This window comes from Duganella sp. AC237 (genome assembly GCF_979254035.1).
The window spans coordinates 4425905-4452604 of record NZ_CEEDEW010000003.1 but is presented as its reverse complement, the minus strand read 5'-3'; the positions used below and the strand labels follow the sequence as shown (position 1 = coordinate 4452604).

General features: G+C 62.1%; 19 protein-coding genes. 17 read left to right on the top strand and 2 right to left on the bottom strand.

What is annotated here, in order from left to right:
* The first annotated feature begins 105 nt into the window (after positions 1-105).
* Positions 106-1605, top strand: coding sequence for an AMP nucleosidase (locus AC0IYS_RS19740; RefSeq protein ID WP_471706773.1), 1500 nt, complete (start codon positions 106-108; stop codon positions 1603-1605).
* On the opposite strand, the gene AC0IYS_RS19735 is transcribed toward AC0IYS_RS19740, so the two are convergent.
* On the bottom strand, positions 1583-2578 hold the full coding sequence (locus AC0IYS_RS19735) for an SDR family oxidoreductase (RefSeq protein ID WP_471706772.1): 996 nt from the start codon (positions 2576-2578) through the stop codon (positions 1583-1585). The two genes, AC0IYS_RS19740 and AC0IYS_RS19735, sit on opposite strands and share 23 nt — an antisense overlap.
* Before the next feature lie 180 nt (positions 2579-2758).
* Here AC0IYS_RS19735 and AC0IYS_RS19730 point away from each other — a divergent pair, with 180 nt between their 5' ends.
* The gene (locus AC0IYS_RS19730; RefSeq protein ID WP_471706771.1) at positions 2759-3415 is read left to right on the top strand and encodes a PEP-CTERM sorting domain-containing protein; all 657 of its coding nucleotides are present in this window, start codon (positions 2759-2761) and stop codon (positions 3413-3415) included.
* A gap of 47 nt (positions 3416-3462) precedes the next feature.
* Here AC0IYS_RS19730 and AC0IYS_RS19725 read toward each other — a convergent pair whose 3' ends face one another.
* Positions 3463-3936, bottom strand: a complete 474-nt coding sequence (locus tag AC0IYS_RS19725) for a hypothetical protein (protein WP_471706770.1) — start codon at positions 3934-3936, stop codon at positions 3463-3465.
* Between the two features lie 321 nt (positions 3937-4257).
* Between AC0IYS_RS19725 and AC0IYS_RS19720 the strand changes: the two genes are divergently transcribed.
* The 15 genes from AC0IYS_RS19720 to AC0IYS_RS19650 all read left to right on the top strand — a co-directional run bounded on the left by AC0IYS_RS19720 (position 4258) and on the right by AC0IYS_RS19650 (position 26700).
* Complete coding sequence (locus AC0IYS_RS19720) at positions 4258-6960, top strand: TonB-dependent receptor (protein WP_471706769.1); 2703 nt, start codon at positions 4258-4260, stop codon at positions 6958-6960.
* Between the two features lie 79 nt (positions 6961-7039).
* On the top strand, positions 7040-8395 hold the full coding sequence (locus AC0IYS_RS19715) for an MFS transporter (protein ID WP_471706768.1): 1356 nt from the start codon (positions 7040-7042) through the stop codon (positions 8393-8395).
* Between the two features lie 19 nt (positions 8396-8414).
* Entirely contained in the window at positions 8415-9368 is a 954-nt protein-coding gene (locus AC0IYS_RS19710; RefSeq protein ID WP_471706767.1) for a glycoside hydrolase family 43 protein, read from the top strand.
* A 107-nt stretch (positions 9369-9475) separates the two neighbouring features.
* Positions 9476-10537 carry an aldose epimerase family protein gene (locus AC0IYS_RS19705; RefSeq protein WP_471706766.1) on the top strand — a complete coding sequence of 354 codons (1062 nt, stop codon included), beginning with the start codon at positions 9476-9478 and terminating at the stop codon, positions 10535-10537.
* A 149-nt stretch (positions 10538-10686) separates the two neighbouring features.
* On the top strand, positions 10687-12432 hold the full coding sequence (locus AC0IYS_RS19700) for an IlvD/Edd family dehydratase (protein ID WP_471706765.1): 1746 nt from the start codon (positions 10687-10689) through the stop codon (positions 12430-12432).
* Positions 12433-12449: 17 nt separating this feature from the next.
* Positions 12450-13442 (top strand): AraD1 family protein, encoded by a 993-nt coding sequence (gene araD1, locus AC0IYS_RS19695; RefSeq protein ID WP_471706764.1) that lies wholly within the window; start codon positions 12450-12452, stop codon positions 13440-13442.
* Positions 13439-15007: an aldehyde dehydrogenase (NADP(+)) gene (locus AC0IYS_RS19690; RefSeq protein ID WP_471706763.1), complete on the top strand. Its 1569-nt coding sequence runs from the start codon at positions 13439-13441 to the stop codon at positions 15005-15007. The genes araD1 and AC0IYS_RS19690 overlap by 4 nt, the downstream gene beginning before the upstream one ends.
* Positions 15008-15070: 63 nt before the next feature.
* Complete coding sequence (locus tag AC0IYS_RS19685) at positions 15071-15838, top strand: SDR family NAD(P)-dependent oxidoreductase (protein WP_471706762.1); 768 nt, start codon at positions 15071-15073, stop codon at positions 15836-15838.
* A gap of 101 nt (positions 15839-15939) precedes the next feature.
* Positions 15940-17877: a glycoside hydrolase family 97 protein gene (locus tag AC0IYS_RS19680; protein ID WP_471706760.1), complete on the top strand. Its 1938-nt coding sequence runs from the start codon at positions 15940-15942 to the stop codon at positions 17875-17877.
* A 17-nt stretch (positions 17878-17894) separates the two neighbouring features.
* Positions 17895-19442 (top strand): alpha-N-arabinofuranosidase, encoded by a 1548-nt coding sequence (locus AC0IYS_RS19675; RefSeq protein WP_471706759.1) that lies wholly within the window; start codon positions 17895-17897, stop codon positions 19440-19442.
* A gap of 60 nt (positions 19443-19502) precedes the next feature.
* Positions 19503-20528, top strand: a complete 1026-nt coding sequence (locus AC0IYS_RS19670; RefSeq protein ID WP_471706758.1) for a family 43 glycosylhydrolase — start codon at positions 19503-19505, stop codon at positions 20526-20528.
* Positions 20528-22963, top strand: coding sequence for a beta-L-arabinofuranosidase domain-containing protein (locus tag AC0IYS_RS19665; RefSeq protein ID WP_471706757.1), 2436 nt, complete (start codon positions 20528-20530; stop codon positions 22961-22963). Before AC0IYS_RS19670 ends, AC0IYS_RS19665 begins: the two co-directional genes overlap by 1 nt.
* 132 nt (positions 22964-23095) lie before the next feature.
* A complete protein-coding gene (locus AC0IYS_RS19660; RefSeq protein WP_315217327.1) occupies positions 23096-24070 on the top strand; it encodes an ABC transporter substrate-binding protein in 975 nt (324 codons plus the stop codon).
* 12 nt (positions 24071-24082) lie between these two features.
* Entirely contained in the window at positions 24083-25648 is a 1566-nt protein-coding gene (locus AC0IYS_RS19655; protein WP_471706756.1) for a sugar ABC transporter ATP-binding protein, read from the top strand.
* Between the two features lie 14 nt (positions 25649-25662).
* A complete protein-coding gene (locus AC0IYS_RS19650) occupies positions 25663-26700 on the top strand; it encodes an ABC transporter permease (RefSeq protein WP_471708910.1) in 1038 nt (345 codons plus the stop codon).

The following is a 26700-nucleotide window of genomic DNA, read 5'->3' as shown; positions in this document are numbered from 1 at the left end:
GTACGCCTGTATCTTCCTCGATGGGAAGAATGCAAGTTCTGCTTACAGCCTTTACAATAGGAAATAAGAACCCCTGATTCATTCGCCGTTTCAAAAAGGAGTCGCATGTTACCGAACCGTCCTCATATCGCCCCGATGCAATTTGACGATCCGATTGCCGCTTACGAACAGGTTCTGGCCATTTATGACGCCAACATCGCCCACCTGCGCGATGCCATGAAACGCTTTGTCGCCGGCGAAGACCTCGGCGAGCACGTCCGCGCTTGCTATCCCTTCGTCCGAGTCCATACCGATACCGTGGCCCGCGCCGATTCGCGGCTGGCCTTCGGTTTCGTCGCCGGTCCCGGCACCTACGAAACCACCTTGACGCGGCCCGACCTGTTCGCCCGCTACTATCAGGAACAGTTCCGCCTGCTGCTCAAGAACCACGGCCACCACCAGCAGGTGCGGCTGGAGGTCGGCACCAGCGCGCAGCCGATCCCGATCCATTTCTCGTTCGCCGAGCACGAGCACATTGAAGGCAGCATGACGGCCGAACGGCGCCTGTTGATGCGCGATGTCTTCGACTTGCCCAATCTTGCCGCGATGGACGACGGCATCGCCAACGGCACCCACGAACCGCCGCCGGGCGAAGCGCATCCGCTGTCGCTGTTCACCGCGCCGCGCGTCGACTACTCGCTGCAGCGGCTGCGCCACTACACGGGCACCTCGTGCGAGCACTTCCAGAAGTTCGTGCTGTTCACCAATTACCAGTTTTACATCGACGAATTCGTCAAGCTGGGCCACGAGTTGATGGCGGCGGCCGGGCCGGAGCACGACTACATCGCCTTCGTCGAACCGGGCAATATCGTCACGCGCCGCGTCGGCGAGTCGGTGCAGGCGGTGGACGCGCTCGGCGCCGCGCTGCCGCGCCTGCCGCAGATGCCGGGCTACCACCTGATCCGCGCCGACGGCACCGGCATCTCGATGGTCAACATCGGCGTCGGTCCGGCCAACGCCAAGACCATCACCGACCACATCGCCGTGCTGCGTCCGCACGCCTGGCTGATGCTGGGCCACTGCGCCGGCCTGCGCAACACGCAGGAACTGGGCGATTACGTGCTGGCGCACGGCTATGTGCGCGAGGATCACGTGCTCGACGAGGATTTGCCGCTGTGGGTGCCGATTCCGCCGCTGGCCGAGGTGCAGGTCGCGATCGAAGCGGCGGTGGCCGAGGTGACCCAGCTGACCGGACACGACCTCAAGCGAATCATGCGCACCGGGACCGTGGCCAGCACCGACAACCGCAACTGGGAATTGCTGCCGCAGCGCACGCCCGAGCGCCGCTTCAGCCAGAGCAGGGCGATCGCGCTGGATATGGAAAGCGCCACCATCGCGGCCAACGGTTTCCGTTTCCGGGTGCCGTACGGGACCTTGCTGTGCGTCAGCGACAAGCCGATGCACGGCGAAATCAAGCTGCCGGGCATGGCCAACAAGTTCTATCGCGACCGTGTCGACCAGCACCTGCGAATCGGCATCCGCGCCGTGGAAATGTTGCGCGACCTGGGTGTGGATCGTTTGCACAGCCGCAAACTGCGCAGCTTCACCGAGGTGGCGTTCCAGTAAGGTCGTGGGCCGGGGAACGTCGGCGCAAAAGCTGCGCGCCGATCGCGGCGATTACCACTACGGCCCCCAGCGCAATGGCCTTCTGTGCCGTTCGAGCGGGAGGGCGTTGGCCGCTGTGGATGCCACTCGCTCCGGCGGGTGGCGTATAGAGGCTGCCGGTGGTGTCGCCGGCCGGCTCCGCCCGCTGCGACCATGCGTTCATAAACCGGTTCATCAGCGAGGCGGCGAGGGGGCTGGCCAACTGGCCGAGCTGAAGCAGCATCGCCGGCATGCCGACCACCGTGGTGTCGCGCGGATGCTCGGCCAGTTTAACGATGGCCGCCGCCACTTTTTCCGGCGCCAGTGCGCCCGGTGGGTACTTCAGTCTGGCGCCAGTGTAATTCGCTGCATGGGAGACGCCCGGCGTATCGACAAACGTCGGATAGACGTCACAAATATGAATATCCGGATAATCATGTGATTCCGCCCGCAACGCGGAGCTGAAGCCGCGCAGGCCGAATTTGCTTGCCGCGTATGCGGCTGCGTAAGGCGAGGTCACGAATCCGCCAGCCGAAATCATGTTCACCCAAATGCCGTGCCCTTGTGCCCGGAAGATCGGCAGCACCGCGTGCGCGTCGTTCATATGGCCGATCAGATTGGTCTCGACCACGCGTCGGTGGTCATCGATCGGTACGTCCAGGTATTTGCCGACCGCGCCGATGCCGACATCGCTGAACCACAGGTCGATTCCGCCCAGGGTGTCGCGCGCCTGGGCGGCGAAGGTCGCCACGGCGGCGGCGTCGGTAACGTCGACAACGCCAATCTCGGCGTTGCCACCGGCCTCCCGGCAGCGCCGGGCGATGTCTTCGAGGCCTTCCTTGCCGCGCGCGCCGAGTACGAGATGGGCGCCTTGTCTTGCGAAAGCGATGGCCGTGGCGGCGCCGATGCCGCTCGACGCGCCGGTGATGACGATCCGAAGATTGCTATGTTTCATACGCCTCATCCCGCACTGGTGGAGAAGAGATCCATCCTCGCACGGAGCGCCGGACGACAGCGCCACCTTGCCTCGCTGCAAACTGCCTTGTTGTGGATTTGCCGGGACGCTTGCAAAATCACATGCTACTATCGCAGCCGCTTTACGATGCAAAATGACAATAATATTTTTGGAGAACTCATGAACTTGAAAACGCTGACCGCCAACGCGCTCTTCGCCTGCGGTGCCATCCTGTCCATCCACGCCCAGGCCGTCACAGTGGATTTTGAAGACGTGCCGGCCTACACCGACGTCGATTTTTCCTCGAACGGCTTCGATTTTAGCCTGGTCGGCGATGGCGCCGCCGTCACCTCCACGGGCGCCTTCTGCACCCCGCAGTGTCCGGACAACGGCACCCGGTATTTCGTCGCGCCATATGGCCCGGAGACCACATCGCTGACGATGACCAAGACCGGTGGCGGCTTGTTCGGCCTGTCCAGCTTTGACGGCGCCGGCGCCTTCAACTTCGGCGAAGGCTCCAATTCCATTCCGAATCAGATCGACGTCACCGGCGTGCTCGCGGGCGGTGGAACCGTCTACCAATCCTTCCAGATCGATAAATCGACAGGCGGTAACGGCGGTCTCAATTTCACGTCGTATGCCTTCTCGTCGGGCTTCACCAACCTGGTGTCGGTCCGCTTTAGCAGCAGCGGCAGCGAGTGGGCCGAGTACAATGGTTTTTCGGTCGATAACGTCAACGCCATCGCCGTCAGCGCCGTTCCCGAAGTGGAAACCTACGGCATGCTACTGGCGGGACTGGGTGTGATGGGCTTCGTCGCGCGCCGCCGCCAAGCCTGAATCGGTTCAGGCGCCGAGCCGGCAGCGGTTCTGGACAGGATCGCTGTCTATTCGGTTTGCGATCGCGTCGCCAGCGCCACGATCGCGGCGCCGGCGGCGACGATCAGCAGGTCTTCAATCAGCCCGCTGCGGGTTTGACCGATACTTGACATCGCCCGCTTGCGGCCAGCGAGCGTCAGATAGGCGAGCGGCACGGCGGTTGCCACAGCGACCGCCGCACCAGTTTTCTCCTTACCCTCCGGCGCGAGGGCCGCGCCCGCGATACCGGCGCTCGCCACCCTCGCCAGCAGTCCCAGAAAGACGGTGCGGTCAGGCGCCGTTTTCATCTTGTCGCCCAATAGTTCGCCCGCCCCCATGGCCAAGGCACCGTACTTGAACAGTGGCCGATCCAGAAGTACCAATTTTCCCGTGGTGTGACGGTTCGCCAGGCGTGCGGCCGAAAGGGTGGCCATCGGCGTCATCGATCGCGCGCTGGCAACGGCGCCGATCAAAGCGGAAGGAAGCAGGCTGCTGAGTTTCATTTTGTTACTCCTGGTTGGTGATGCTGGTTGACTCTGGTATCCGGTGATAAAAAAAGTCTAGCATCAGCGCCGTCTGCCACGGCGCACGGGGCAACTGTCGTCCATCGCGTTGCGTGCGGTAAGCCACCATGCGGGTCAGCTCGTGTCCGAATGACAGACTTGACCCCGGTCGATTTTCGGTATCGATACCTTTTTCGGTATCAAAAACCCGAAAAAATTGATTGGTTTGTTTTTTGCCCAGCCCCTAAGATGAAATCCGAAAGTTGCACCCAGCGTGGCAACTCTCTAATAAAACAGATAACAGACAAACACTGGAGACCTATGAACTACCTCACATCCGGGACTTGCGAGTCCCAGGCGAAGCATCGCCTCGTCCTCAAATCCAGCGTTGCAGTACTGGCCGCAGCCGGCCTCCTGAGCGCCTTCCCGGTTTTGGCACAAGATACTTCGGCGGCTCCAGCCGTCACCGCGCCGGCCGCCGCTGAATCCCCGGCCGCCGCCGCCGACACCACGCCCGCACCCGCAGCCGTTGTCACCGTGACCGGCGTGCGCCGCGCCGCGCAAACCGCGCAGAAGATCAAGCAGGATTCGGACAACGTTATCGATTCGATCGTCGCCGACGATATCGGCAAATTCCCGGACACGAACGTGGCCCAGACCCTGGCACGCGTCAGCGGAATCCAGGTGCGCCGCGACGCCGGTGAAGCCAATACCGTGCTGATTCGCGGCTTGCCCGGCATCGCCACCTTGATTAACGGTCGTGAGATGTTCACCACCACCGGCCGCTATATCAAACTGGCCGACATTCCTTCGACCATGCTGCAACGCGCCGACGTCTACAAGTCGCAGAGCGCCGACCAGGTGGAGGGCGGCATCGCCGGTGTAATCGACGTGCGCACCAACCGTCCGTTCGACTTCAAGGACTTCACCGCCAGCGCGCAGGTCGGCGCCAAGAACAAGGACAAGGCCAAGGCCACCGATCCGGAATTGTCCGGCATGGTGTCGAACCGCTGGAAAACCGGCATCGGCGAAGTGGGGGCCTTGTTCGGCGTGTCGTCGATCAAGGACCGCTTCCAGGAGGAGCGCGCGTTCCAGACCTTCCCGATCGATAAAAGCTTCGCCGCGCCCAACCTGACCGGCCCCGATCTGGTCGGCCTGCAGGACGTGCACGGCCAGCGCAAGCGCCAGGCCGCGAACTTCGCGCTGCAGTGGAAGCCGAACGCCGATCTGGAAGTGTATGCCGAAGGCCTGCATTCGGTGTTGAAAAACACCGAGGAGACCGATTTCTTCGTCGGCCTGCCATGGGCGACGTCCGCCGACCAGATCAAGGTCACCAAAATCCCGGGCACCAACCAGACCGACACCATCACGTCGACCAACGCGTTCACCATCCTGTCGACACAAGGCCGTGAGAATACCAGTACCGCTTCGCAGTACGCGGTCGGCGCCAACTGGCGCGTTGCGCCGGGCCTGCGCGCGACCACCGAGCTGGCGACCACGCGCAGCAAATTCGATTGGGTCAATCCGATCCTCGACACCAGCCTCAATGTCGACAACGTGTTCGTCAAGACCAACGTCAACGGCGGCGCGTTCGTCCAGTATCAGAGCCCGGCCCTGAACGATCCAAGCAAGATCTTCCTGTCGCAGTTCTTCGACCGCTACGGCATGGATCGCGGCAAATCGACCGACTGGCGCGGCGACGTGACCTACTCGCCTGAGGCGGACGGTTTCTTCAAGGAGTTTAGTGGCGGCCTGCGTCTCAACGAGCGTACCGCCAGTTCGATCAAGTCGTTCGAGGGCAGCGTGCCAACGCCGGCCGGCATCGCCATGTCCAGCATTCCGGGCCTGTCGTGCAGCACCACGGAGTTCTCCGAGAACTACGGCACGCCGAAGTGGTCGACGCCTTGCGCCGGCTATTTGATTAACAATACGTCGGTGATCCGCGCCGCCGCCACCGGCAACGCCGCAGCCAGGGCGCTCGATCCGGCCTCCCGCTTCTCCAACAAGGAGAAGAACTACGCCTTGTACGGCAAAGCGAAGGTCGGTTTCGACCTGGGCCAGTTCCCGGTCGATGGCGTGGTCGGCGTGCGTGTGACCAAGACCGACTCGGATATCGAGGCTAACGACAGTGTCGATGGCGTGCTGGTGCCGACCTCCAAGGACTCGTCCAACACCGAAGTGCTGCCAAGCGCGAACTTCAAGCTGGAATTGCGCAAGGACTTGCTGGCGCGTTTCGCCTACGCGAAGACGATGACGCGGCCGGACTTCGGCCAGCTCAACCCCGCCACTGCGTACATCAAACCGAACGGCACCACCAACGTGGCGACGGCGAGCGGCGGCAATTCGGACTTGAAGCCATTCACCGCGCAGAACTTCGATACTTCGCTCGAGTGGTACTTCGCGCCCACCGGTTCCATCAGCGGCACGGTGTTCCGTCATAACTTTGACGGCTACATCATGAACCGTGTGATATCGGAGACGTTCCAGGGCATTCCTTACAATACGACCCGGCCGTTCAATACCGACAAGGGCCACCTGCAGGGCGTCGAACTGGCCTACCAGCAGTTCTATGACGGCTTGCCTGGCTGGTTGAGCGGCTTCGGTTTGCAGGCCAACGTGACCTACAGCGAAGGCGGCGTGACCGCGTCCGAGAACAAGGACATCGAAGGCAAGCCTTTCGCGGGCATGTCGCGGCTGTCGTACAACATCGTGGCGCTGTACGAGAAAGAGGGCTGGTCTGCGCGCCTGGCGTACAACTGGCGCTCGAAGTTCGTCGACACCTATGCGGATACCCCCGACAGGAACAACCCGAACCTGGTGCCGAAAGATTTGATCGTCAAGCCGATGTCGTCGCTCGATGGCTCCCTGAGCTACAAGGTCAGCGATCACGTCACCGTCAACCTGACCGGCACCAATCTGTTGAACTTCAAGTTCCAGGACTACTGGTCGGATTCGAAGATCTTCCCGCGCGATACGCGCCGTTATGATCGCACCGTCGGCCTGTCGATGAACTTGAAGTATTAAAAGTTGAACTCTTGATGTCACCATGTCGTTAAAAACTATCCCGCTTTAGCGGGATAGCTGCATTTTTAAGAGGCTGTAAATGTCGAATCAAAAATTATCGCTGTTGGAAAAAGTGGGCTTTGGCGCCGGTGACATGGCGCTGAACGTGGTGATTTCGTCGATGATGTTGATCATCACGTTCTTCTACACCGATATCTATGGACTGAAAACCTCCGACCTGGCCTTGCTGTTCCTGGTCGTCAAATTCGTCGGCGCCATCGCCGATCTGGTGGTGGGCCAGCTCACCGACCGCTATGCCAGCGCGCGCATGGGCCGCTATCGCCCCTGGCTGCTGCTGCTCGCCGTCCCTTACGGCATCAGCGTGTTCTTCGTCTTCACCACGCCCGACTGGGGCTACGACGCGAAACTGATCTGGGCCTATTCGACCTACATCATCATGACCATCATGACCTCCGGCGTCGGCGTGGCGTATATCTCGCTGCCGAGCAGTCTGACCAACGATCCGCAGGAGCGCCTGTCGGCCAACGGCTACCGCTTGTTCTTCGCCAAGGTCGGCGCCTTCATGGTGACCGTGGTGGTGCCGGTGCTGTCGGAGCGTTGGGGCGGCGGCAACGCGGCCACCGGCTACCAGGCGGCGATGGCGGTGATGGCGGCGATGGGCGTGGCGCTGTTCCTGTTCTGCTTCTTCACCACCAAGGAGCGCGTGATCCACGTGGTGCAGCGCCAGTCGCTGTGGACGCAGTTCAAGCTGCTGCTGCAAAACGACCAGTGGCTGATCCTGTGCGGCGTGTGCGTGACCGGCACCATCGGCTACGTGCTGCGCGCGACGGCCGCCATCTACTACGTCAAATATTATCTTGGCGGCGGCACCGCCACCGTGGCCACCTTCCTGTCGATCGGCGTGGTCGCGGCGATCCTGTCGATGGTCGCCTCGACCTGGATCACCAAGTTCTATTGCAAGGTCAAGCTGTTCCGCTGGAGCCAGATCGCCGTCGGCGTGATCAGCGCCGCGATCTACTTCTTCGTCAAGCCGGGCGACATCATGCTGGCGTTCGTGCTGTACTTCGTGCTGTCGTTCGTGGTGGATTTGCATGCGCCGGTGTTCTGGTCGGCCATCGCCGAGACCATCGACTACGGTCAGGTCAAGACCGGCAAGCGCGTATCGGGCTTCGCTTTCGGCGGTATCTCGGTGTGCCAGAAAGCCGGCATGGGCGTGGCCGGCGCGCTGGCCGGCGGCCTGCTGACGTATTTCCAGTATCAGCCGAACCACGAGCAGACCGCGTTCGCGCTGCACGGCATCGTGCTGATGATGACCCTGATTCCCGGTTTCTTCCATACCCTGATGGGACTTTTGATGTTCAAATACCGGGTGACCGACGAGTATTACACGGAAGTGAAGAAGCAAATGGGAGCCGATTCTTATGTGGCAGTCTAATTTTTTGGAAAACGAAGCAATGGAAAGCAAAGACGTACTGCAGCCGCTGATCGAACAGCGCGCCGATCCTTTTATCATCCGCCACAGCGACGGCTATTACTACTTCACCGCCTCGGTGCCGCAGTACGACCGCATTGAGCTGCGCCGCGCGACATCCATCGCCGGCCTGGTCGACGCCGAGAAGGTGGACGTCTGGTTCAAGCCGGAGACCGGCATGTACAGCGAACTGGTTTGGGCGCCGGAGATCCACTTCAACCAGGGCGCCTGGTATGTCTACTTCGCCGCCGCGCCGAGCCGCGAGATCAAGTACAAGCTTTTCCAGCACCGCATGTACGCGATCCGTAACACCAACGCCAACCCGCTGGAAGGCGAGTGGGAGTTCATGGGCCAGATCGACACTGGCATCGACACCTTCTGCCTGGACGCCACCACCTTCACGCACAATGGCCAGTTGTACTACCTGTGGGCGCAGAAGGACGTCGCCATCGAGGGCAACTCCAACCTGTATATCGCGCCAATGAAGACGCCGTGGCAGCTTGGCGGCCCGCCGGTCATGCTGAGCAAGCCGGAATTCGACTGGGAGATCCGTGGTTTCTGGGTCAACGAGGGACCGTCGGTGCTGAAAAAGAACGGCAAGATCTTCATCAGCTATTCGGCCAGCGCCACGGACGAGAACTACGCCATGGGCCTGCTGTGGGCGGACGAAAATGCCGACCTGCTGGACCCTGCCTCGTGGACCAAACTGAAGGAGCCGGTGCTGCAAACCTGCTTCGAGCACGGCGTCTACGGCCCGGGACATAACAGTTTCACCATTGGCGATGATGGCGAAACTGTCATGTTGGTTTATCATGCAAGGACCTACACCGAGATTATCGGCGACCCGCTGTGGAATCCCGACCGTCATACCTATGTCAAGCCGCTCAAGTGGGACGGGCAGGGCATGCCGGTCTTCGGAAAGCCGTCGATCGCTTAACTTCGGTCCGTGCGGCCGGTCGTGCGCGACCGCCCAAGAACAATCGCGGCGGCCGGTGGGTTCATTCCTCCCGGCCGCCGACTCATTTGAAAGCTGAAAGTCCTATCATGCAAGCTTCGATCACTGAATCCCCGTTCGGCCAAATGGCCGACGGCCGCGACGTCACCCGCTACACGCTGACCAACGCCAACGGCATGGTCGTCAAGATCATCAACCTGGGTGGCGCCATCACCGAAATCCATGTGCCGGACCGCAGCGGCACGCTGGCCGATGTCAATTGCGGCTACGACGATGTCGCGTCTTATATGGGCGATTCGCATTACTTCGGCGCCCTGATCGGCCGTTACGGCAACCGTATCGCCAACGCCCGTTTCACGCTCGACGGCGAGACCGTTGCGCTGGACGTCAACAACGGCGCCAATCACCTGCACGGCGGGACCGACGGCTTCCACCGCCGCCTCTGGACCGGCGAAACCTTCACCACCCCGAATTCGGCCGGCCTGATACTGAGTTACGTCAGCGCCGATGGCGAGCAGGGTTATCCCGGGAATCTGGAAGTCACCGCCATCTATGAGCTGCGCAACGATAACGAATTGCGTATCGCCTTCCACGCCATCACCGACAAGGCGACGCCGGTCAACCTGACCAACCACGCTTATTTCAACCTGGCCGGCAAGGGCGATATCCTGGGCCACGAGCTGACCATCGTGGCAGACGCCTACACGCCGATCGACGATGCGCAGATCCCGCTGGGCGATCTGCCGCCGGTCGCGGGCACGCAGTTCGACTTCCGCACGCCGCATGCGATCGGCGAGCGTATCGACCAGGATGACGAGCAATTGCGCAACGGCTTTGGCTACGACCATAACTTCGTGCTGAAAAAATCGCAGCCGGGCGCGCTGGAGATGGCGGCCCGCGTGCGCGATCCGGCCTCGGGCCGGGTGCTGGAGGTGTGGAGCCAGGAGCCGGGCATCCAGTTCTACAGCGGGAATTTCATGAATGACAAGATGACCGGAAAAGGGCAGATCTACAGCTATCGCAGCGCCTTCTGCCTCGAACCGCAGCATTTCCCGGATTCGCCGAACCGTCCCGATTTCCCGTCGACGATACTGCGCCCGGGCCAGGAATACTCGACGGTGATGGCTTACCGCTTCAGTACCGACGCCTGAGCCGCTCGCTGGGGCCCGCGATACCGTTTTTGATATCGAAGTTGATTAATAATTTATTGGAAAGATATCTCAGTCCATCTTAGTATGCTTTATCGATGCGGGGGCATGACATTCACGTCTCCGCACAGGAAAATACTGAGGAGAATTGCATGTCTGACAATGAAAACAAGAAGGTAAAGCTGCGCTCCGCCGAATGGTTCGGCACCCAGGACAAAAACGGTTTCATGTACCGCAGCTGGATGAAAAATCAGGGCATTCCTGATCACGAATTCCAGGGCAAACCGATCATCGGCATTTGCAACACGTGGTCCGAGCTGACCCCTTGCAACGCCCACTTCCGCAAACTGGCGGAACACGTCAAACGCGGCATCCTCGAAGCCGGCGGCTTCCCGGTCGAATTCCCAGTATTCTCCAACGGCGAATCGAATCTTCGTCCAACCGCCATGTTGACCCGTAACCTGGCCAGCATGGACGTCGAGGAATCCATCCGCGGCAATCCAATGGACGGCGTCGTCCTGCTGGTCGGCTGCGACAAGACCACGCCGGCACTGTTGATGGGCGCCGCCTCGGTCGACATCCCGACCATCGTCGTCACCGGCGGCCCGATGCTGAACGGTAAACTGAACGGCAAGAACATCGGCTCCGGCACCGCCGTCTGGCAGTTGCACGAGCAGGTCAAAGCCGGTGAACTCAGCATGCACGACTTCCTCGCGGCCGAAGCGGGGCACTCCCGCTCCGCCGGCACCTGTAACACGATGGGCACTGCGTCGACGATGGCCTGCATGGCCGAATCGCTGGGCACTTCGCTGCCGCACAACGCCGCCATTCCAGCCGTCGACGCGCGCCGCTACGTGCTGGCGCACATGTCCGGCATGCGCATCGTCGACATGGTCAAGGAAGACCTGAAGCTGTCGAAGATCCTGACCAAGGAGAATTTCGAGAACGCGATCCGCGTCAACGCCGCCATCGGCGGTTCGACCAACGCCGTGATCCACTTGAAAGCCATCGCCGGCCGTATTGGCGTCGATCTGGAACTGGAAGACTGGACCCGCGTCGGCCGCGGCATGCCGACCATCGTCGACCTGCTGCCGTCGGGCCGCTTCCTGATGGAAGAGTTCTACTATGCTGGCGGTTTGCCGGCCGTGATCCGCCGCATGGGCGAGGGCAAGCTGCTGCCGAACCCTAACGCGCTGACCGTCAACGGCAAGACCATCTGGGAAAACTGCCAGGACGCGCCGATCTACGACGACGAAGTGATTCGTCCGCTGGAGAAGCCGCTGCTGAAGGATGGCGGCATCTGCATCCTGCGCGGTAACCTGGCGCCGCGCGGCGCCGTGCTGAAGCCATCGGCGGCAACGCCTGAACTGATGCAGCATCGCGGCCAGGCCGTGGTGTTCGAGGACTTTGAACACTATAAGAGCCGCATCATCGATCCGGACCTGGTGGTCGACGCGAACTCGGTGCTGGTGATGAAGAACTGCGGCCCGAAAGGTTATCCGGGCATGGCAGAAGTTGGGAACATGGGCCTGCCGCCTAAATTGCTGGCGGCCGGCGTCAAGGACATGGTCCGCATTTCCGACGCCCGCATGAGCGGCACCGCCTACGGCACCGTCGTGCTGCACGTGGCGCCGGAAGCGATGGCCGGTGGCCCGCTGGGCATCGTCAAAGATGGCGACTGGATCACTCTGGATTGCGCAGGCGGTTTGCTGAACCTGGAAATCTCGGACGCCGAAATGGCCGAACGCCAGGCCGCCCGCGTGCCGGGCAGCGCGCCGGGTCCGAAGACCGGCTACCAGCAGCTCTACATCGAACACGTGCTGCAAGCGGATGAAGGTTGCGACTTCGATTTCCTGGTGGGGAATCGTGGTTCGGCAGTTCCTCGTCATTCGCACTAATGAAATTCGGAGATACCATGTTACTCGTACAATTCAAGAACGAACAAGGCGCGCGCCAGATCGGCGTGCTGGAACAAGACACCATCCGCGTCATCGAAGGCTACAGCACCACCTACGCGCTGGCCCAGGATGCGATCCGCAAGTCGACCGGACTGGCCGCATTGGTTGAGAAGTCTGTCGGCAGCGCCACTGCTTCGTTCGAAGCCGTCGCCGCCGCCGGCCGCCTGCTGGCGCCACTGGACCACACCGACGACGCCCATACCTACGTCACCGGCACCGGCCTGACCCACCTGGGCAGCGCCGACACCCGTGACGCCATGCACAAGAAAATCGGCGGCGACGTCGAAAGCCTGAGCGACTCCATGAAGATGTTCCGCATGGGCGTCGAAGGCGGCAAGCCGGCCGCAGGCGAAGCCGGTGTGCAGCCGGAATGGTTCTACAAGGGCGACGGCTCGATCGTGGCCGCCAGCGGCCAGGACCTGAGCATGCCCGACTTCGCGCTCGACGGCGGCGAAGAGCCGGAAGTGGCCGGCCTGTATGTGATCGGCGACGACGGCCAGCCTTACCGCGTCGGCTACGCCATCGGCAACGAGTTCTCGGACCACGTGACCGAGCGTCAAAACTACCTGTACCTGGCGCACTCCAAGCTGCGCGCCTGCGGCCTGGGCCCGGCATTGCTGGTCGGCGAAGCGCCGGCCAACATCCAGGGCACGTCTCGCATCTACGACGTGGACGGCAAGGTGCGTTGGGAGAAGGCCTTCTTCAGCGGCGAACAGAATATGTCGCACACCATCGGCAACCTGGAACATCACCACTTCAAGTACCCGCTGTTCAAGCGCCCAGGCGATGTGCATATCCACTTCTTCGGCACCGCCACCCTGAGCGTGGCCGATAACATCGTCGTCAAGCCTGGCGAAACGTTCGAGATCGATTCGCCGCAGTTTGGCCCAGCCTTGCGCAACAAGCTGACCGTGTACAAAACCGAAGTCGCGAAAGTTAAAACCTTATGATCATTACCGGCGATTCGCTGATTGGCGGCCAGGCCGTCAAAGGCACCGGCGCCGCTTTCCGCGCCTACAATCCATCGTTGCAGCAGTCGATGGACCCGGAGTTCACGACGGCGGACGTCGATCAGATCGACCAGGCTTGCCGCCTGGCCGAAGCGGCATTCGACACTTTCCGTTCGCTGAGCGACGAGAAGCGCGCCGTGTTCCTGGAAACCATCGGCGAACAAATCATGGCCCTGGGCGATCTGCTGGTGGAGCGCGTGATGGCCGAAAGCGGCCTGCCGCGCGCCCGTGTTGAAGGTGAGCGCGGCCGTACCGTCGGTCAGTTGAAATTGTTCGCCAACCTGCTGCGCGAAGGTTCGTGGAACGACGTCCGTATCGACAAGGCGCTTCCCGAGCGCGCGCCGCCGCGTCCCGATATCCGCATGCGCATGATCGGCCTCGGTCCGGTCGCCGTTTTCTCGGCCAGTAACTTCCCGCTGGCGTTCTCCGTCGCCGGCGGCGACACCGCGTCGGCCTTTGCGGCCGGCTGTCCGGTGGTGCTGAAGGCGCACTTCGCCCATCCCGGCACGTCGGAACTGGTTGGCCGCGCTGTCGTCAAGGCCGTTGAAATCTGCGGCCTGCCGGCCGGCGTATTCGCGCTGCTGAACGGTGTGGGCAACGACATCGGCCAGCAGGTTGTGCGTCATCCGTCGATCAAGGCGGTCGGATTCACCGGCTCGCGTGGCGGTGGCCTCGCGTTGATGGCGGTGGCCGCTGCGCGTCCCGTGCCGATTCCGGTGTACGCCGAAATGAGTTCGATCAATCCTGTTTTCCTGCTGCCGAAGGCGTTGGCCAGCCGCGCCGAGGATTTGGCCGCCGGCTTCTCCGCCTCGCTGGTACTGGGCGTGGGCCAGATGTGCACCAACCCGGGCCTGGTGATCGGTATCGCCGGCCCGGACCTGGATCGCTTCAAGGCCGCTGCATCCAAGGCTCTGGAAGGCGGCGCCGCCTGCGCCATGCTGTCGCCGGGTATCGCCGGCAGCTACAAGCGCGGCATCTCGCAACTGGCCGACAACGCCGACGTCAACACGCTGGCGCTGGCGCCGCAGTCGGAAGGCAAGGCCGCTCCGGCGCTGTTCGACACGAGTAGCGCGGCGTTCCTGGATCAACACGTGTTGTCCGAGGAGGTATTCGGCCCGGCCTCGCTGGTCGTGGCGTGCAAGGACATCGCTGAAATGCGCCAGATCGCTGAAGAACTGGAAGGCCAACTGACCGCCACCTTGTTGATGGACGAAGCGGACCTGGACGCAGCGCAGCAGCTGCTGCCGGTGCTGGAACGTAAAGTCGGCCGCATCCTGGCCAACGGTTATCCAACCGGCGTGGAAGTATGCAGCGCCATGGTCCACGGCGGCCCGTTCCCGTCGACGTCCGATGGCCGCAGCACTTCGGTCGGCACCGGCGCGATCACGCGTTTCCTGCGTCCCGTCTCGTACCAGAACCTGCCGCAGCCGCTGCTGCCGCAAGTGCTGCGCGACGAAGGCGGCGCGCCTTGGCGACGCCTCGAAGGTGAATTGCACCACAAGTGATTGTGGTGGCTGTACCGGCCCCGCCACGGCGGGGCTTTCATCTATAAAAATAACGGAGATTGTATGACCCAATTGGCTAAATTCGCCAGCCTGCGCGGCAAGCGCGTGTTCATCACCGGTGGCGGCACCGGCATCGGCGAGGCGATGGTGATTTCCTTCGCCGAGCAGGGCGCAAAAGTCGCCTTCGTCGACATCGCCCGCGACGCCAGCCTGGAGCTGGTTCGCCGCGTCAAGGAAGCCGGCTACCCCGAGCCGGAGTTCCGCGTTTGCGACATCACCGACATTCCCGCCTTGCAGTCCACGATGGCCGAATTGGCCGGCATCATCGGTTCCTTCGACATCCTCGTCAACAACGCCGCCAACGACCAGCGCCACGCGACCCAGGACGTCACCGTCGATTATTGGAACGAGCGTATCGCCATCAACCAGCGCCCGATGTTCTTCACCTGCCAGGCTGTCTTCGAGGGCATGAAGGAAAAGGGCGCAGGCTCGATCATCAACGTCGGTTCGATTTCGTGGCAGGTCAAGAATGCCGGCTATCCGGTTTACGCCACCTCCAAGGCGGCTACCCATGGCCTGACACGCGGCCTGGCGCGCGAATTCGGCGCCCACGGCATCCGCGTCAACACCGTCACGCCGGGTTGGGTGATGACCCAGCGCCAGATCGACCTGTGGCTGGACGAAGCGGGCGAGCAGGATATCAAGCGTAACCAGTGCATGCCGACAAAGCTGATGCCGCAGCATATCGCGTCGATGATTTTGTTCCTGGCCGCCGACGACGGCGCCATGTGCACCGCCCAGGAGTTCATCGTCGATGGAGGATGGGTATAAGTAGTGACGTAGTAGAAGCACCAGCAACACCGTTCGCCGCCCCGGAGACACCCACCCTTAGAGGTGGCGGGGCTACATAACCCTAAAAAATTGGTGAGAACATGGTGAATAGATTTATCTCCGCGGTCGCGGTGGGCGCCACAGCCGCGTCCACCGCCTTCGCGGCTTCCCCTGGCGCGTTGACGAGCCCCGACCGTCACATCAGCGTCCAGCTGAACGAGTCGCCCGGCAAACCCCTGACCTACACCGTCTCCCGCGACGGCAAACCGGTGCTGCTGGCATCCGAACTCGGGCTGCAACTGCAAGGCGCCGATCTGGCCGGCGCGTTGACCATCGCCGCCAGCTCCAAGGTCGGTACCGTCACCGACAAGTACCAGATGGCCACGGGTAAGAAGCGTGACATCACCTACAGCGCCAACGAACAAACCTACTCGGTGCAGAACGCGCAGAAGCAGAAGATGGACATCGTCTTCCGCGTGTCGAACGACGGCGTGGCCTTCCGCTACATCGTCGCCGAGCCGTCGCTGCCACGCAAAAAACTGATCCAGGAACGCACGACGTTCGCGCTGCCAGCATCGGCCAAGGCCTGGCTGCAGCCGATTGCCGTCGCGCAGACCGGTTGGGGGCGGACCAATCCTTCCTACGAAGAGCACTATCAGATGGACATCCCGGTCGGTACGGTCTCGCCGTCGCCGGCCGGTTGGGTGTTCCCGGCGCTGTTCAAGGCGGGCGACAACTGGCTGGCGATCTCGGAAGCGGGCATGGACGGTAGCTTCCAGGGCTCGCGCCTGGCGCCGGACTCCAAAGGCGGAAAGTACAGCATCGGCAACCCGATGAAGGAAGAAGTCTATCCCGATCGCGGTCTGCTGGCCGACGTCGAAGGCACACTGACTTCACCGTGGCGCCTGATGGCGGTTGGGTCGCTGTCGACCGTAGTCGGATCGACACTGGGTACCGACCTTGCGGCGCCGGCGATCGCCTTCGACAGGCAACTGGTCAAGCCGGGCCACGCTTCCTGGAGCTGGGCGCTGCTGAAGGATGACGCCACCCTCTACGACGTGCAGAAGAAGTTCATCGACTACGCCGCTGACATGAAGTGGGACTACACCCTGGTGGATGCCGACTGGGACCGCAAGATCGGTTACGAGAAGATGAAGGAACTGGCCGACTACGCCGCGACCAGGAACGTCGGCGTGCTGGTTTGGTACAACTCGTCCGGCCCATGGAACGCGACCGAGTATTCGCCGAAAAGCAAATTGCTGACGCACGAGCAGCGCGTGGCGGAGTTCAAGCGCCTGCGCCAGATGGGCGTCAAAGGCGTCAAGATCGACTTCTTCAATGGCGACGCGCAGTCGATGATCGCCTACTACGTCGATATATTGAACGACGCGGCAACCGCCGGCCTGCTGGTGAACTTCCACGGCGCCACGCTGCCGCGCGGCTGGACCCGCACCTGGCCCAACCTGATGACGATGGAGGCCGTGCGCGGCTTTGAATTCACCACCTTCGAGCAGGCCGACGAGGACAAGATGCCGACGCACGCGGCGATGATGCCGTTCGCCCGCAACCTGTTCGATCCGATGGATTTCACGCCGATGGTGTTCGGCGACATCCCCAAGATCAAGCGCACCGGCAGCAATGGCTTCGAGCTCGCGACATCGGTGCTGTACGTCTCCGGCATCCAGCACTTCGCCGAAGTGCCGGAGGGGATGGCGACCGTGCCGGCCTACGTCAAGGGCTTCCTGCAAGAGCTGCCGCGCAGCTGGGACGACAGCCGCCTGGTTGACGGCTTCCCCGGCAAATACGCGGTTGTTGCGCGACGCTCCGGCGACACCTGGTACATCGCCGGCATCAACGCCACCGAATCCGACAAGGCGCTGACGCTGGACTTGTCCTTCGCCGGTGGCAAGCAAGGCACGATCATCGCCGACGGCGAAGAGGGCGAACGGAGTTTTAGCCAGCGCAGCATCGCTGCCGGCAAAAAAGCAGCAGTAACCATCAAGCCGCATGGCGGCTTCGTGATGACAATAAAACAGTAATCAGGAGATTGACAAATATGAATCACATCAAACGTGGTGTTCTCACCCTGTGCATGCTCGCTTCGGGCGCCGCTTTCGCCGCGCCTGTCGGCGTGACGATCGACACGACCAAGCCTGGTCCGGTCATCAACAAAAACATCTACGGACAGTTCGCAGAGCACCTGGGCACCGGCATCTACGAGGGCATCTGGGTCGGTCCGAAGTCGAAGATCCCTAACGTCAATGGCTGGCGCAAGGACGTTGTCGGCGCGCTCAAAGCCATGCACGTGCCGCTGGTGCGCTGGCCGGGCGGCTGCTTCGCCGACGAATACCACTGGCGCGACGGCATCGGCGCGCGAGAGAAGCGTCCTGTGAAGGTCAATACCAACTGGGGCGGCGTCGAGGAAAACAACGCCGTCGGCACCCACGAATTCTTCGAACTGGCCGAGCAGCTTGGCGCGGAGACCTACGTCAACGGCAATCTGGGCACCGGCAGTGCGCAAGAGATGTCGGAATGGGTCGAGTACATGACCTCCGACAGCAAATCGACCTTGGCGGAACTGCGCCGCAAGAATGGCCGCGACAAGCCGTTCAAGGTCGACTACTTCGCCATCGGTAACGAGGCCTGGGGCTGCGGCGGCAACATGTCGCCCCAACACTACGCAAACCTGTACAAGAATGTCGAAACCTTCCTGCGCGCTCCACCGCAGTATCGCCCGAAGATGATCGCCAGCGGCGGCAACGACCATGACCTGACGTGGACCGAAACCTTGAGCAAAGAGCTCAAGAAGCAGACCTACGGCATCAGCTTCCACTACTACACCATCCCGACCGGCCAGTGGGAAGTGAAGGGCATGGCGACCGGCTTCAAGGAAGACCAGTGGTTCTCGACCCTGTCCAACACGATCAAGATGGATGGCTTCATCAAGAACAATACGGCGGTGATGGACAAGTACGACCCTGAGAAGAAATTGGGCTTCCTGGTCGACGAGTGGGGCACCTGGTACGACGTCGAGAAGGGCACCAACGCCGGCTTCCTGTTCCAGCAAAACACGCTGCGCGATGCGGTGGTGGCGGCGCTGAACTTCAACATCTTCCACGACCACGCGGATCGCGTGCGCATGACGAACATCGCGCAGATGGTCAACGTGCTGCAGGCGATGATCATCACCGACAAGGACAAGATGGTGCTGACGCCGACGTACCACGCGTTCCAGATGTATGTGCCATTCCAGGACGCGACCTCGCTGCCGCTGAAGTTGACGAACAATCCGCGGTATTCGTACAACGGCAGCAGTATTCCAGAGATCAGCGCTTCGGCCGCGCGCGCCAAGGACGGCAAGTTGTATCTGGCGCTGGTCAACACCAACCCGACCAAGGAAGCGGAAATCGCCGTGGACGTGCCGGGCCAGGCCATCAAGTCGGTCAATGGCCGGGTGCTGACGTCCGCCGCGATGGATACGCATAACACCTTCCAGTCGCCGGAAGCGATCAAGCCGGCGCCGTTCAGCGCCACCGCCGGCGCCGATGGCAAGCTGACGGTCAAGATCCCGGCCAAGGCCGTTATCGTGGTCGCGGTGGAGTAAGTTGTAAGCCCGCGAGGCCATGCCGGTGGCTTGGTCTCGCATCGTTAATCGAGGTTGTAGATGAAGTATATTTTTTCGACGATGGCTCTGGTGTTGGGCGTGGCCGGCCTGTCGGCCTGCACGGCCAAGGAAGTCAGCGTGCACGATCCGGTGATGGCCAAGGAAGGCGATACCTATTACGTCTTCAGTACCGGGCCGGGCATCACTTTCTATAGTTCGACCAATATGAAAGACTGGAAGCCCGAGGGCCGTGTGTTCAAGGACCAGCCGTCGTGGGCCAAGCGCGCCGCACCGACTTTCGACGGCCATATCTGGGCGCCGGATGTGCAGTTCCATAACGGTAAATACTATTTATATTATTCGGTTTCCGGCTTCGGTAAAAACACGTCGGGCATAGGCGTGACCGTCAACAAGACGCTCAATCCGCGCTCCCCGGACTACCGCTGGGAAGACAAGGGCATGGTGTTGCAGTCGGTGCCGCTGCGGGACGACTGGAACGCGATCGATTCGAACATCATCGAAGATGAAAAAGGCGTGGCCTGGATGTCGTTCGGCTCCTTCTGGAGCGGACTGAAACTGGTCAAGTTGAACGACGCCTGGACCGGGTTGGCCGAGCCGCAGGAGTGGCATTCGATCGCCAGCCGGACCGCCAACGTCGACGCGCCGGCCGGCACGGATGCGGGGCCGGGCGAGATCGAGGCGCCGTTCATCTTCAAGAAGAATGGCTACTACTATTTGTTCGCGTCGTTCGGCCTTTGCTGCCGCAAGGGCGACAGCACCTACAACGTCGTCGTCGGCCGGTCGACATCGGTGACCGGTCCTTACATCGACAAAAAAGGCGTGGATATGATGAAGGGCGGCGGTTCGCTTTTGATCGCCGGCGACAAGGACTGGAAGGGCCTCGGCCACAACAGCGCTTACACGATGGACGGCAAGGACTATCTGGTGCTGCACGCCTACGAGACCGCCGACAACTACCTGCAAAAGCTGAAAATCATGGAAATGAAATGGGACGCGAAAGGGTGGCCGACGGTTGACCAGGCCGACTTGAACAAGTACCGCAGCACGCAGCTGCCGCCGAAATAATGGCGGCGGCCACCCACAAGCCGGCGCGCCGGCGCACCTTGCGTTACGCCGCCAGTGCGATGGCGGCAGCGGCGGTCGCGCCGATGGCCGGCGCCGCGACGCGTGCCGGCGCCGCCGTGCCTGCGCCTGACAAAGCGCCTGTGCGCCTGTTCCCGCTGTCGGCCGTGCGCCTGACCGCCAGTCCCTTCCTGGAAGCCCAGCAAACCGACCTGCGCTACATCATGGCGCTGAATCCGGATAGGCTGCTGGCGCCATTCCTGCGCGAAGCCGGCCTGACACCGAAGGAGGCCAGCTACGGCAACTGGGAATCGACGGGACTCGATGGCCACATGGGCGGCCACTATCTGACGGCGTTGTCGCTGATGTCCGCCGCCACCGGCGACGGGGAAGTGCTCAAGCGGCTGAATTACTTTGTGGCGGAACTTAAGCGCTGCCAGGCGAGCAATGGCAATGGCTACATCGGCGGCGTACCAGGTGGCGCCGCAGCGTGGCGCGATATCGCGCAGGGCAAACTCCAGGCCGACGGCTTCTCCGTCAACGGCAAATGGGTCCCGTGGTACAACCTGCACAAGCTGTTCGCGGGCCTGCGCGACGCCTACGTCTACACCGGCAACGAGGACGCGCGCGGGATGCTGATCGCGCTGTGCGACTGGACCGTCGGGCTGATTTCGCACCTGAGCGAAGAACAGATGCAGAACATGCTGCGCTGCGAGCATGGCGGCATGAACGAAGTGCTGGCCGACGTCTCCGAGATGACCGGCCAGAAAAAATACATGGACCTGGCAATCCGCTTTTCGCACCAGGCCATCCTGCGCCCGCTGGAGGATGGCAAGGACCAGTTGACCGGCCTGCACGCCAATACGCAAATCCCGAAAGTGATCGGCTTTAAGCGCATCGGCGACCTCACCGGCCGGCGCGACTGGCAGATGGCCGCGCAGTTCTTCTGGCAAACCGTGCACGATCACCGCACCGTCGCTATCGGAGGCAACAGCGTCAAGGAACACTTCCACGACCAAAATGATTTCTCGTCCATGATCGAGGAAGTCGAAGGCCCCGAGACCTGCAATACCTACAATATGCTCAAGCTCACCGGGTTGCTGTTCCTCGGCGACGCCAAGGGCAGCTACGCGGACTACTACGAGCGCGCGCTGTACAACCATATTCTCGGGTCGCAGCGCCCGCACACCGGCGGCTTTGTCTACTTCACGCCGATGCGGCCGAACCACTACCGCATGTATTCGCAGCCGCAGCAGGGCATGTGGTGCTGCGTGGGCTCGGGCCTGGAGAGCCACGCCAAGTACGGCGAGTTCATTTACGCGCATCGGGGCGACAACCTGTATGTCAACCTGTTCATCCCTTCGACCTTGAACTGGCGCGAGCAGGGCGTATCCCTCCGCCAGTCCAACCGCTTCCCGGATGAAGGCGGCAGCACCATCACGGTCAAGGGCAACAAGACCTTCACCTTGAAGATCCGGTATCCGGAGTGGGTGGCGCCGGGTGCGCTGCGCGTCGCCGTCAACGGCAAGCAGGTCGCGGCCAGCATCGGCGCCGACCGTTATGTCAGCGTCCGCCGCCAATGGCGCGACGGCGACAAGGTCGATATCGCATTGCCGATGAAAACCCGGCTCGAACAGATGCCGGACAAATCCAATTACTACGCGGTCCTGCATGGCCCCGTCGTGCTGGCGGCCAAGACCAACCCGTTCCCTGACGAGAAACTGAACTTCCTGGCCGACGACTCGCGCATGGGCCATATCGCCTCCGGGCCGGTAGTCCCGTTGCAGGCCGCGCCGGTGCTGGTCGACGACAGTCCCGCGTTCGAAGGCCGCTTCAAGCCGGTATCCGGCAGACCGCTGACGTTTGTCGCTCCAGGACTGGTCGATGGCAGGGACGGCAAGGAGGCCACCACCTTCGTGCCGTTTTTCCGAGTGCACGAATCCCGCTATATGGTTTATTGGCCGTATTCGACGGCGGCCGATCTGGCGGCCACGCGCGCCAAAGCCGCCGAGGACGAGAAGGCGCGGCTTGAACTGGACGCGCGCACCATCGACCAGGTGGCGCCGGGTGAGCAGCAGCCGGAATCGGACCACTTTTTCAAGGCCGAAGGCGGCGAATCCGGTTTGGCCAAGGGGCGTCGCTGGCGGCATTCGAAAAGCTGGTTTAGCTATGACCTGACCGACAAAAAGTCGGAAGCCCGCACTTTGCTGCTGACATATTCGAAAGCGGATGCCGGGCGCAGGTTCGATATCCTGATCAACGGCCAGTTGCTGGCCGAGGTCAAGCTGGACGCCACGGCGCCGCAGGAACTCTATACGGTGGACTACCCGATTCCGCCGGCGTTGGTCGCAGCAGCGGGCGGGAAGCTGGTGGTGAAATTTGTGGCCCGTAATGGCTCGGCGGCCGGTGGCTTGTACGGCTTGCGCCTGCTGCGCTGAGCTATTACTTCCGCAGTTCAACCGATATCGGAATCGATATCGTAGTTGACCAAAATATCATTGGATAGATATTTGTGTTTCTCATAGTATATGATCAATAAGTAGTTAAAAATCTAATCTGGAGACCTTGCTATGACATGCAATCGCAGAACCGTACTCAAAGCCGGCGTAGCTGCTGCCATCGTCGCCGCCTTCGGTAGCGTCGGCCCGGCCTTTGCCGCTAAACCGCTGGTGATCGGCTTCTCGCAAGTCGGCGCCGAGAGCGAATGGCGCACCGCCAATACCGTCTCGATCAAAGACGCGGCCAAGAAAGAGGGCATCACCCTCAAATTCGCCGACGCCCAGCAGCGCCAGGAAAACCAGGTCAAGGCAATCCGTTCCTTCATCGCCCAGCGTGTCGATATCATCGCGTTCTCGCCGGTTGTCGAATCGGGCTGGGATACCGTCCTGCGCGAAGCCAAGGCCGCGAAAATTCCGGTCATCCTGACCGACCGCGCCGTCAACGTCACCGACCCGTCGCTGTACGTGACCTTCATCGGTTCCGATTTCGTCGAAGAGGGCCGCCTGGCCGCGCGCTGGCTGCTGGAACGCGCCAAGAAGACGCCCGACGCCACCTTCAACATCGTCGAGCTGCAGGGAACCGTCGGCTCCGCGCCGGCGATCGATCGCCAGAAGGGCTTCGCCGAAGTCATCGCCGCCAATCCGAAGCTGAAGATCATCCGCTCGCAGACCGGCGACTTCACCCGCACCAAGGGCAAGGAAGTGATGGAAGCCTTCCTTAAGGCCGAGGGCAAGAAGATCAACGTGCTGTACGCGCACAACGACGACATGGCCATTGGCGCGATCCAGGCGATCGAGGAAGCCGGTATGAAGCCGGGCAAGGACATCCTTGTGATTTCGATCGACGGCGTGCGCGGCGCCTTCCAGGCGATGGTGGCCGGGAAGATGAACGTGACCGTCGAATGTAATCCGCTGTTCGGCCCACAACTGATGCAGATCGCGCGCGACGTCGCCGCCAACAAGCCGGTACCCAAGCGCATCACGGTGCAAGAGGGCGTGTTCCCGGCCGAGGTGGCGGCCAAGGAATTCCCGAACCGTAAATACTGATAGCCTCCCGCGATGAGTACATTAGCGCAAGCCGCGTTGTCGACAGCGCCGGTGCTGGAGCTGCGCGGCATCAGCAAAGCCTTCCCCGGCGTACAGGCCTTGAGCGGCGTGGCGCTGAACCTGTATCCGGGCGAGGTACACACGCTGATGGGGCAGAACGGCGCCGGCAAATCGACCTTGATCAAGGTGCTGACCGGCGTGTATGCGCCGGACCAGGGCGAGATCTTGCTCGACGGCCAGGCGATCTATCCGACGTCCACGCTCGATGCGCAGAACCTCGGCATCAGCACCGTTTATCAGGAAGTGAACCTTTGCCCGAACCTGTCGGTGGCGGAGAACATCTTCATCGGCCGCTATCCGCGCAAGTTCGGCGGGATCGACTGGCGCGGCATGCAACAGCAGGCCACCGAGCTGCTGGAGCGGATGCAGATCCGCATCGATGTCACCATGCCGCTGGCCCACTATCCGCTGGCGATCCAGCAGATGGTGGCGATTTCGCGCGCGTTGCTGGTCTCGGCCAAGGTGTTGATCCTCGACGAGCCGACCTCCAGTCTCGACGAGAAGGAAGTCGACCTGCTGTTCAGCGTTCTGCGCGGCCTGCGCGAGCAGGGCATGTCGATCTTGTTCGTCACCCACTTCCTCGACCAGACCTACGCGATCTCCGACCGCATCACCGTGATGCGCAACGGCGAACGCGAAGGGGAGTACGCCTGCGCCGATTTGTCGCGGCTTGAACTGGTGAATAAAATGGTCGGCGCGCCGGCCACCGCCACGCCGGACGCCGCACCCGCGTCGCCGGCCGCAAACGATGACGCGGTCGCCGCCGCGCCATCGAAACTCAAGGCTTTTCTCAGTGCGCGTGGCCTCGGCCGCAAAGGCGCGCTGGCGCCGATGGATATCGAGCTGCGCGAGGGCGAGCTGCTTGGCTTGGCCGGTTTGCTGGGCTCCGGCCGCACCGAGGCCGCCCGCCTGCTGTTTGGCGCCGACAAGGCCGACAGCGGCGCCATCTCCATCGACGGCAAGGAGCATAGCTTCAATTCGCCGCGTGACGCCATCGCCGCCGGCATAGGCTTCTGTTCAGAGGATCGCAAGCACGAAGGCGCTATCCTCGAGCTGTCGGTGCGGGAAAACGTCATTCTGGCTTTGCAGGCCCGCATGGGACTGACGCGCGCGATTCCGCTCAAACGCCAGCAGCAACTGGCGGAAGAATATGTCAAGGCGCTCGGCATCAAAACCGCCAGCATCGAGACGCCTATCGGCACGCTCTCCGGCGGCAACCAGCAGAAGGTGTTGCTGGCGCGCTGGCTGGCGACCGAGCCGAAAATGCTGATCCTGGACGAGCCGACGCGCGGCATCGACGTGCGCGCCAAGCAGGAGATCATGGATTACGTGGTCAAGTTGTGCCGCAAGGGCATGTCGATCCTGTTCATCTCGTCCGAGCTGCCGGAAGTACTGCGTTGCAGCGACCGTATCGTGGTCATGCGCGACCGTAAAACCGGCGGCGAATACCCGCGCGGCGCACTCGATGAGACGTCGGTGCTGCACGTAATCGCGGCGGAAGGAGCGCACGCGAAATGAGCGGAATGAACCAAATGAGCATCGTGCGGCATCCACTTTTCCGTCCCCTGGCGGCGCTGGCGATCCTGCTGTTGATCGACCTGCTGCTGATTCCCGGCTTCTTCCACATCGAGATCAAGGACGGCCACTTGTACGGCAGCTTGATCGACATCGCCAACCGCGCGGCGCCGCTGGCGCTGGCGGCCATCGGCATGACCCTGGTCATCGCCACGCGCGGCATTGACATCTCGGTCGGCGCGGTGGTCGCCATCAGCGGCACGGTCGCCTCGATGCTGATCGGCGGCACCATGGTGATGAACAACGGCGTGCCCGAATACGTCGCCAATACGCCGATGGTGTGGGCGCTGTGCGCGGCCATGGGCGCTGCGCTGTTGTGCGGCGCGTGGAACGGCGTGCTGGTGGCTGGCCTTGGCCTGCAACCCATCGTCGCCACTTTGATCCTGATGGTGGCGGGGCGCGGCCTGGCGCAGCTGATGACGGATGGCCAGATCGTCACGGTCTACTACGAGCCGTTCTTCTTCCTCGGCAGCGGGTATCTGTTTGGCCTGCCGTTCTCGCTGTACATCGTCGCCGCCGTCTTCATCGTGACGTTCCTGTTGATGCGCAAGACGGCGCTCGGCCTGTTCATCCAGTCGGTCGGCATCAACCCGGTGGCCGCGCGCCTGGCCGGCTTGAAGACCGCGACCCTGATCTTCTTCGTCTACCTGTTCTGCAGCGCCTGCGCCGGACTCTCCGGCCTGATGATCAGCGCGAACATCAAGAGCGCGGACGCCAACAACGCCGGCCTGCTGCTGGAACTGGACGCCATCCTGGCCGTTACCCTGGGCGGCACCTCGCTGGCGGGCGGTAAATTCAGCCTGGCCGGCAGCGTGATCGGCGCCTTGATCATTCAAACCCTGACCTACACCATCTACTCGCTCGGCCTGCCGCCGGAGGTGAACATGGTCGTCAAGTCGGTGGTCGTGTTCCTGGTCTGTATTTCGCAGTCGGCAGAATTCAAAAACATGTGGCGCCGCGTCTTCCCGGCCCGCTCGAAGGGAATCGCAACATGA

Bases quoted from the DNA above. Each gene is read 5' to 3' on its own strand.
- AC0IYS_RS19740 (WP_471706773.1), top strand. From the start codon at position 106: ATGTTACCGAACCGTCCTCATATCGCCCCGATGCAATTTGACGATCCG.
- AC0IYS_RS19735 (WP_471706772.1), bottom strand. From the start codon at position 2,578: ATGAAACATAGCAATCTTCGGATCGTCATCACCGGCGCGTCGAGCGGC.
- AC0IYS_RS19730 (WP_471706771.1), top strand. From the start codon at position 2,759: ATGAACTTGAAAACGCTGACCGCCAACGCGCTCTTCGCCTGCGGTGCC.
- AC0IYS_RS19725 (WP_471706770.1), bottom strand. From the start codon at position 3,936: ATGAAACTCAGCAGCCTGCTTCCTTCCGCTTTGATCGGCGCCGTTGCC.
- AC0IYS_RS19720 (WP_471706769.1), top strand. From the start codon at position 4,258: ATGAACTACCTCACATCCGGGACTTGCGAGTCCCAGGCGAAGCATCGC.
- AC0IYS_RS19715 (WP_471706768.1), top strand. From the start codon at position 7,040: ATGTCGAATCAAAAATTATCGCTGTTGGAAAAAGTGGGCTTTGGCGCC.
- AC0IYS_RS19710 (WP_471706767.1), top strand. From the start codon at position 8,415: ATGGAAAGCAAAGACGTACTGCAGCCGCTGATCGAACAGCGCGCCGAT.
- AC0IYS_RS19705 (WP_471706766.1), top strand. From the start codon at position 9,476: ATGCAAGCTTCGATCACTGAATCCCCGTTCGGCCAAATGGCCGACGGC.
- AC0IYS_RS19700 (WP_471706765.1), top strand. From the start codon at position 10,687: ATGTCTGACAATGAAAACAAGAAGGTAAAGCTGCGCTCCGCCGAATGG.
- araD1 (WP_471706764.1), top strand. From the start codon at position 12,450: ATGTTACTCGTACAATTCAAGAACGAACAAGGCGCGCGCCAGATCGGC.
- AC0IYS_RS19690 (WP_471706763.1), top strand. From the start codon at position 13,439: ATGATCATTACCGGCGATTCGCTGATTGGCGGCCAGGCCGTCAAAGGC.
- AC0IYS_RS19685 (WP_471706762.1), top strand. From the start codon at position 15,071: ATGACCCAATTGGCTAAATTCGCCAGCCTGCGCGGCAAGCGCGTGTTC.
- AC0IYS_RS19680 (WP_471706760.1), top strand. From the start codon at position 15,940: ATGGTGAATAGATTTATCTCCGCGGTCGCGGTGGGCGCCACAGCCGCG.
- AC0IYS_RS19675 (WP_471706759.1), top strand. From the start codon at position 17,895: ATGAATCACATCAAACGTGGTGTTCTCACCCTGTGCATGCTCGCTTCG.
- AC0IYS_RS19670 (WP_471706758.1), top strand. From the start codon at position 19,503: ATGAAGTATATTTTTTCGACGATGGCTCTGGTGTTGGGCGTGGCCGGC.
- AC0IYS_RS19665 (WP_471706757.1), top strand. From the start codon at position 20,528: ATGGCGGCGGCCACCCACAAGCCGGCGCGCCGGCGCACCTTGCGTTAC.
- AC0IYS_RS19660 (WP_315217327.1), top strand. From the start codon at position 23,096: ATGACATGCAATCGCAGAACCGTACTCAAAGCCGGCGTAGCTGCTGCC.
- AC0IYS_RS19655 (WP_471706756.1), top strand. From the start codon at position 24,083: ATGAGTACATTAGCGCAAGCCGCGTTGTCGACAGCGCCGGTGCTGGAG.
- AC0IYS_RS19650 (WP_471708910.1), top strand. From the start codon at position 25,663: ATGAGCATCGTGCGGCATCCACTTTTCCGTCCCCTGGCGGCGCTGGCG.